Consider the following 7,245-nt stretch of genomic DNA (forward strand, 5'->3'; position numbering starts at 1 on the left):
CGTGCAGGGCGAAGCCACACTGCGACTGCTCGACAAGACTGATCAGGAGATCCGTAGACTACCCCGGATCATCCGAGGGGCGATCTACGACTTTCAGCACAGGTTCCGCCGGAACCCGGCTGACCCGGAACTCCAGCTCACCGCGCTCGCCGGCCGCCCACGACTGCTCACCGCGCAGGTCAACGATGACTACGGGGCGATACTCCTCCATGCGGGGGAAACCGACTACATACTGGTGGCGGTCAAGCCCCACCGAGATCTCAGCGAGAATCTCGATCGCTTCGCCTACCAGATCAACCCGGTTACCGGCGGCATCGAATTTGCCGACCTGGGCGAGATCGAACAGCGGATCGGCGAGGCCCCCACTGGATTGTTCGCGGCCTTCACCCCGCAGCAACTTCTGCGGCTAGGCGTGGCCGAGCCGCTGCTCGACCTGATCGCGAAGATCTCGACCGAGGACGAACTCAGCAGCCTGGTCGAACGCGCCCCGCAGCTCACCGGGGAGGTACTGCGGGCGCTGCACGAGGGCAGAAGCTTCGAAGAGGTTCTCGATCAGGTCACCACACCGGTCTCCGTCGAAGAGCCCGTCGACGTCGACGACTACCAGACCGCCCTGACCCGTCCCGCCACCCAGGTCACCACCAGCGACACCGAACTCCAGGAGGTTCTGGACGGCGACTTCGAACGGTGGCGGGTTTTCCTGCACCCCGCTCAGCGCAAGGTGGTGGACCGGGATTACAGCGGTCCCGCCCGGGTCAGCGGAGGCCCCGGCACCGGCAAGACCATCGTCGCTCTCCACCGCGTCCGGCACCTGGTCGAACGGCTCGGCCCTGGCGACCGAAAGGACGTCCTGCTCACCACGTTCAACAAGAACCTCGCGGCCGACCTGCGGCAGCGCCTGCTGGAACTGGCCGGGCCCGAAGTGGTCAAACGAGTCGAGATCGTCAACATCGACAAACTGGCCACTCAGATCGTCGCCGAAGCCGAACCGGGTGGGCGACGGCGCTGGATCGACGACACCAAAGCGCTGCAGGAATGGCAGGATCTGCTCACCGAGGTGGGCGAGACACGCTGGGACGCCGAGTTCATGCACGCCGAGTGGTCCCATGTGATCCTCGGGCAGGCAATCGTCTCCCGATCCGACTACTTCCGGGCCCGCCGCGCCGGCCGAGGACGGACCATCAGCAGGGAAGCCCGCGCCGCCATCTGGCAACTGGTCGAACGCTACGTCAAGCGGCTCGACGACAAGGACGTGTGGACCTATCGGCAGGTCGCCGAGCGGGCCGCCCGCCTGGAGATCGAGCGCGCCGCCAGGAACGCCTCCTACGAAGCCGACCAGGTCAGCTCGATCAAGCTGCAGCGGGAGTCCGGCATCTGGCACTGCCCGCGCTACCGGCACATCGTCGTCGACGAGGCACAGGACCTCAGCGCGGCTCACTGGAAGATGCTGCGGGCGATGGTGCCCGAGGGCAGAAACGATCTGTTCATCGCGGGCGACACCCACCAGCGCATCTACGGCAACTACGTGTCCCTGGGCAGCCTCGGCATCAACATCCGCGGACGCTCGTCGAAGCTGACGCTCAGCTATCGGGTCACCGCCGAAATCCTGCACGCTGCGATCGCCCTGCTGGGGCAGGAGGAATGGGACGACCTCGACGACGGCCAGGAAGACCTGCGCGGATACCGATCTGTGCTGCACGGGCTGAACCCCGAACTCCGGCGCGCCACTACCTGGGACGCCGAACTGGACGGGCTGGTCGACCGAGTCCGGGAATGGAACGACGTGTCGCTCTCGTCGATCGCGATCTGCGTCCCGGAACGGGACATGGTGGCCGATGTCGAGCAACGCCTTGGCAAGGCAGGCATCATCGCGGCGGCGATCGGACCCGACGGACCCAAGCTGCACGACGCGGTCCACGTCGGGACCATGCATCGGTTCAAGGGGCTGGAATACCAACGGATGATCATCGCCGGTGTGTCCGAAGGACTGGTGCCCTCGCAGTGGGCGGCCCAGTACGAGGACAGCGACCCGCTGCGCTACCGGCGCGAACTACAGCGCGCCCGGTCCTTGCTGTTCGTCGCCGCCACCCGGGCCCGCGACACCTTGGTGATCTCCTGGCACGGGCGGAAGAGCAGGTTCCTGCCATGAAAACGATCGCAGACCGCTACACGCTGACCGCCCCCGTGGCCCGGGGAGGGATGGGCGCCGTCTGGCAGGCGACAGATCTGCGGCTCAACCGCCAGGTGGCGGTCAAGCTCATCGACGAGAACGACCTTGCCGACCGGAACGACGCCACCCGTCGCTTCTACCGCGAAGCCCGGATCACCGCGCGGCTACGACACCCCGGCGTTCCGGTGGTTTACGACTTCGGTAGCGACGGCGGCGAACTCTTCATGGTCATGGAGTACGTCGAAGGTGACATGGTCGCCGACCTGATCGCCGAACACCATCCACTACCGGTCCCGTGGACGGCTCTGATCGCTGCTCAGGTCTGCGCCGTGCTCACCGCCGCGCACGAGGCCGAACTGATTCACCGCGACATCAAACCAGACAATCTCGTGATGTGCCCCAACGCTACGGTGAAGGTCATCGACTTCGGCGTGGCCACATCCTTCGGAGCCAGCGAATTCTCCCAGATCACTCAGGCAGGTCAGATACCCGGTTCGGCCCGCTATACGGCGCCCGAGCTTTTCGACGGAGCACAGGCCAGCCGTTCCACCGATCTCTACACGATCGGGTGCCTGCTCTACGAACTGCTCGCCGGGGTCCGGCCGTACGCGTCCAAGGATTTGATGACCGAGATCAACCGAAGCAGGTTCGAGGACCCACCCGCGATCGGACGGGCCGATGTTCCCCGGGACATGGGAGGGCTGACGTTGCGGCTGCTCGACAAGTCCGCCGACCGGCGCCCCTCCAGCGCGATCGAGGTCTTCGACATCCTGAAAACGTTCGTCAGACAGCCTCCTCCCATACCCGGATTGGTCGACCGCGACCTTTCCAACGACCCGGTCCACATGTACGCCGCGGTCATCCAGCACGTCAGCAAGTGAACTTGGGGACATCCATGCAAGACAGCGCCACGGTCGCAGCGGCCGACATCGCAAGGCTGGCGGGGGTTGGGCGCGCCGCCGTCAGCAACTGGCGTCGGCGGTTCGACGACTTTCCGGCACCGGTCGGCGGAACATCGAGCAGCCCGCTGTTCTCACTCGGAGAGATCGAGGAGTGGCTCCGCAGGCAGGGCAAGCTCTCAGCAGTTCCCGCGGATGAACGAGCTTGGCAGCAGCTGAGGGCGACAGTCGACGATCTTTACCTCGGGCAGGCGCTGGGAGAGATCGGTGAGTTCCTCGTCTTCGTCGGCACATCAGGGACGAAGTGGAGGCGCCTAGCCAAGAAGACCGACCCGGAGATCATCGAAGGCGTTTTCTCTGGCGTATCAACTGTGCGGGTAGAAATCCCCATCCTGAGGGCCATCGCCGACCTCGCAGAGGAACAGGGGACTCAGTCCATCTTCGACTTTCTTTACCAGCGCTATCTTGAAGCACACTCCCGAAGGATCGATGTCGTCGCTCCCGAGGTTGCCGAACTCATGGTCGCGCTGCCGTCAGCGGACAATGGCACGGTACTCGACCCCACATGCGGCCTCGGAACACTGCTTCTGACCGCCGCCGGAGTTGGCGCTACTCGCCTGCTTGGCCAAGAACAGGACGAAGCGGCAGCACGAGTGGCGGCCGCACGCCTACGCCTTCACGGGCACGACGCCACGATCCAGACAGGGGACGCTCTTCGCGACGATCGCTTCGGCTCGGCCCAGGCCGACGCGGTCGTCTGCATCCCGCCCTTCGGAGAGCGCAGCTGGGGCTACGAAGAGCTGGCCAGTGACATCCGCTGGCAGTACGGCCTGCCGCCGCGTGGCGAGCCGGAGCTCCCCTGGGTACAACACGGACTGTTCCACCTCAGGCCCGGCCGATATATGGCTGTTCTAATGCCCCAGTCCGCAGCCGACCGTCGCTCGGGTCGGCGGATTCGCGCGCAGCTGCTTCGCACGGGTGCCATCCGATCCGTGATCACTCTTCCTGCCGGAACCGCTCCTGGCTCCCAGACAGCACCGTATCTCTGGATCTTGCGTCGGCCCGAGCCCGGAGACCCCACTCCAACGCACGTGCTCATGGTGGATGCCTCCCACATTCCCCTCATCGAGCTGCCATCGATGGTCCTTGAGCGATGGAAGGCTTTCCAACGAGAGCCCGTGGCCGGAGCCGTACCACTCATCGAACTGCTCGACGAGGATGTCGACCTAACCCCCGCTCGTTACGTCGCCGAGCGCCGTGAGAAGGCAGAAGCGTTCCCGCTGGTGTTGGAGAGGCTGCACACTTCCCTGGCTGACACGCTTCGAGCGGTGGAAAGCCTACGAGAGCTCGCCCCTCTACAGAGGGATCTGCCCATGACCACGATCGCCGAGCAAGTCAGGGCGGGAGCGATCACCGTCGTGCAAGCACCGAAGACACAGCAACAGCCAGGGAAAATACCGGTCCTTACATTGGAGGACGTTGTCCGGGGCGGTGACCCGAGCGGACGAATGGCTGCGACCTCCGACATGGTCACAGTCGAGCCTGGCGACGTGGTGGTTTCCTCCGGAGGACGGTCGATGGTCGCCCGTGTGGCGAAGATGGGTGGGATGGCGCTGGGGCCTGGACTTCAACTTCTCCGCATGGATCGCGAGCGGATAGATCCGACGTGCCTGTCGGGCTTTTTGAAGCTCTCGGGAGCGCAGGCGCGAGGGCAGTCGGGGACGTCTCGCTCAGACATCCGCCGAGTGGAGATTCCGCGGGTGCCCTTGCAGGAGCAACGCCGCCTTGGTGCAGCCTTTCGAAGGCTCGAGACGCTGGAGAAACAACTGGAAACGACATCAGAGCAAGGCGAATCTCTTGTCAGTCTATGTCGGGCTGAAGTTTTTGAACTCACAGAATGAGTCTCGACGGCGCCGCAAAACCTGACCCTCTGGGGACGCTCGGGTTCTAGTGCTTGTCGCAACACACCTGATCATGGAGGGCGTGTTGATGGCGAGGCGAGGTCCCAAGCGTAGGTTGGACGTGGAGTCGGAGTACTGGCGGCTGGTGCTGTCCGGCGTAGGAACGGTGGAGGCTTGTCGCGCCCTCGGAATCGGGCGCAAGACCGGCTACCGGTGGCGGGCGGAGAACGGCGGGCTACCGCCGGCGCGGCTGGCTGAGAGCGCCCGGTCGAGCCGTTTCTTATCGCTGCTGGAGCGGCAGCGGATAGCGGCCTTGCGGGCACAGGGCCTGGGAGTGCGCGCGATCGCCGACCGTCTCGGACGCTCCCCATCGACCATCAGCCGCGAGCTGCGGCGCAATACGCTCCCACACGATCGAGGCGGCTACGACGGCGATCTCGCCCACGCGCGAGCGCGGCAACGGGCCCGGCGGCCGCGTCAGGGACGGCTGCTGGCAGATGCGCAGCTCCGCGCAGAGGTGCAGGCCAAGCTGGAGCTGGACTGGAGTCCCGAGCAGATCGCTGCGTACTTGCGCAGCGCATGGCCGAGCCGGCTGAGCTCTTCGTACAGGTTCAGCAGCTCGTTGGCCCGATTAATCGAGCTGGTCCGCGCCATGAGGAGGTGATCGCGGCCGTTGTCGAGGTCGGTGCGCAGGGACGACAGGGCGCGTTCGGCGATGTCCCTGTCCGGGTCGTCGAAGCTCAGCACGGAGATGTAGTCGATGCCGGCGAAATATCCCTGAGCCTGCGCTTCGCGAAGCGGGAAGGCGTAAACAACTCGTCCGCCGAGTGGGCGCCCGTCCGTCCTGAAGGGGGTGGCGGTGATCTGGACGACTGGCCGGCCGTCGAAGGCGTCGCGGATCTCGCTCCAGGTTCTGGCCGCCACGTGATGTGCCTCGTCGATGAACAGGTGGCTGAACTCGGCCAGGAAGATGGTCCGGACGTCCTCGGGGAAGCCCGAAAGGGCGGCGGGGGTAGTGACCACCACGTTGCACGCCTGCGCGAAGGAGCGGGCGCTGTAGCCCGACTCGAAGTGGTGCTCCACGCGGCCTACCACAGGGCGTTCGAACGGGCCGGTGACGACGCCCAGTTCAGGCAGGACGCCAAGGGTCTCGAACTTGCCCGCTGTCTGACCGCGCAGCACGTCGGAGGGTACGAGGACCAGCAGGCGCTCCGGGCGCGCGGCTGCATAGATCGCCACCATCGTGTCACTCTTGCCGGTGCCGGTGGGCATCACGACTGTTGCCGGGTGCTGGCTTCCGGTGGTCCAGTGGGCGAAGACGGCCAGGAGAGCGCCGGTCTGGGGTGCACGCAACCCTCGCGGGCTCTGCGCGTCGAGGCTGGGCAGACGAAAGGCTCCCTCGAGAGATGCCCTTACTTCGGCTGGAGCGTGCGCCGCGGCGGGACCGCCCCAGGCGAACCGCTCTTTTTTCCGGACGAGGTGCACGTATTCCGGGGCGGGAATTTTGATGATAGGCCAGCGCTGGTCCTCCGCGACCGCCCATACTGACTGGTTCTCATTGACAAGACGGGCTTTACGTGGTGGACAAAGGAGCTGACGTGCGATGTTCTTGTCAACTTTGATCGAATCAGACCATCGAGAAGGCAATTCGATCGATAGCTCCTCGACGTCAACGTCGTGTTCCATGTGTCCCCCGCGAGACGCACCAACGGGCGCATCCCCCTCAGGAGCACCACTTGTTGACCCAGATAATAGGCCCGCACGTGCATGATCACGACTTGGGGTGACCTTCCCGGCTAAATGATCAATGCAGGTTGAAGTTGCATTTGGGGACATATTCCGCATTATGGTCCAAATGGGTCAGGCTAAGTTCGGCGTAGGACGGCCCAGCTACCCCAACCCGCCTAAGCCTGCACATCCCCAAGTCCTCAGCCGCCGAGGCCAGCGTCCGTCCCGCACCGGACAGATACAACGCGAGGGCGTCCGCCTTGGACTCCGACGGGTACGACTTCATCGCCACGTGGAACTCCTTGTTTCCGGATCTCCATCATCCGGCACTCAAGGTGTCCACACCTCGGGAGTAGGGCCGAGTTTGTCATCGAGCACAGTAGTGCTCAACTGAAGTTATGCAGGTTGTCTTCGCTGCACTCATCGCTATCGCAGGAACCCTTCTAGGTTCACTCACGACCTTCCTCTTCCAGAGATGGACGGTCGCCCGTACCGAAAGCTTCACGCGGACAGAGCGGCTCCGTCAGGAGCGCATGAAAGCTTATAG

The 7,245-nt window shown here is 64.6% G+C and carries 3 protein-coding genes and 2 pseudogenes; 4 read left to right on the forward strand and 1 reads right to left on the reverse strand.

All coding sequences use genetic code 11. The features are described 5' to 3' along the window. Position 1: 1 nt before the first annotated feature. The 4 genes and pseudogenes from V5E28_RS46360 to V5E28_RS49915 form a co-directional block, all read left to right on the forward strand. Positions 2–2,149, forward strand: a complete 2,148-nt coding sequence (locus tag V5E28_RS46360) for a UvrD-helicase domain-containing protein (RefSeq protein ID WP_336216701.1) — start codon at positions 2–4, stop codon at positions 2,147–2,149. After that, positions 2,146–3,051, forward strand: coding sequence for a serine/threonine-protein kinase (locus tag V5E28_RS46365; protein ID WP_336216702.1), 906 nt, complete (start codon positions 2,146–2,148; stop codon positions 3,049–3,051). Before V5E28_RS46360 ends, V5E28_RS46365 begins: the two co-directional genes overlap by 4 nt. 14 nt (positions 3,052–3,065) lie before the next feature. After that, positions 3,066–4,970 (forward strand): N-6 DNA methylase, encoded by a 1,905-nt coding sequence (locus tag V5E28_RS46370; protein WP_336216703.1) that lies wholly within the window; start codon positions 3,066–3,068, stop codon positions 4,968–4,970. A gap of 73 nt (positions 4,971–5,043) precedes the next feature. Continuing rightward, positions 5,044–5,568 (forward strand): annotated as a pseudogene (locus tag V5E28_RS49915) (transposase); the annotation flags it as partial. 257 nt (positions 5,569–5,825) lie between these two features. Here V5E28_RS49915 and V5E28_RS46380 read toward each other — a convergent pair. Further along, a pseudogene (locus V5E28_RS46380) lies at positions 5,826–6,815 on the reverse strand (DEAD/DEAH box helicase family protein); the annotation flags it as partial. Positions 6,816–7,245: the final 430 nt, after the last annotated feature.

Source organism: Nonomuraea sp. LPB2021202275-12-8 (assembly GCF_037044575.1).
GTDB lineage: Bacteria > Actinomycetota > Actinomycetes > Streptosporangiales > Streptosporangiaceae > Nonomuraea.

Coding starts and splice junctions, on each gene's coding strand:
- V5E28_RS46365 (WP_336216702.1), top strand. CDS start 2,146: ATGAAAACGATCGCAGACCGCTACACGCTGACCGCCCCCGTGGCCCGG.
- V5E28_RS46370 (WP_336216703.1), top strand. CDS start 3,066: ATGCAAGACAGCGCCACGGTCGCAGCGGCCGACATCGCAAGGCTGGCG.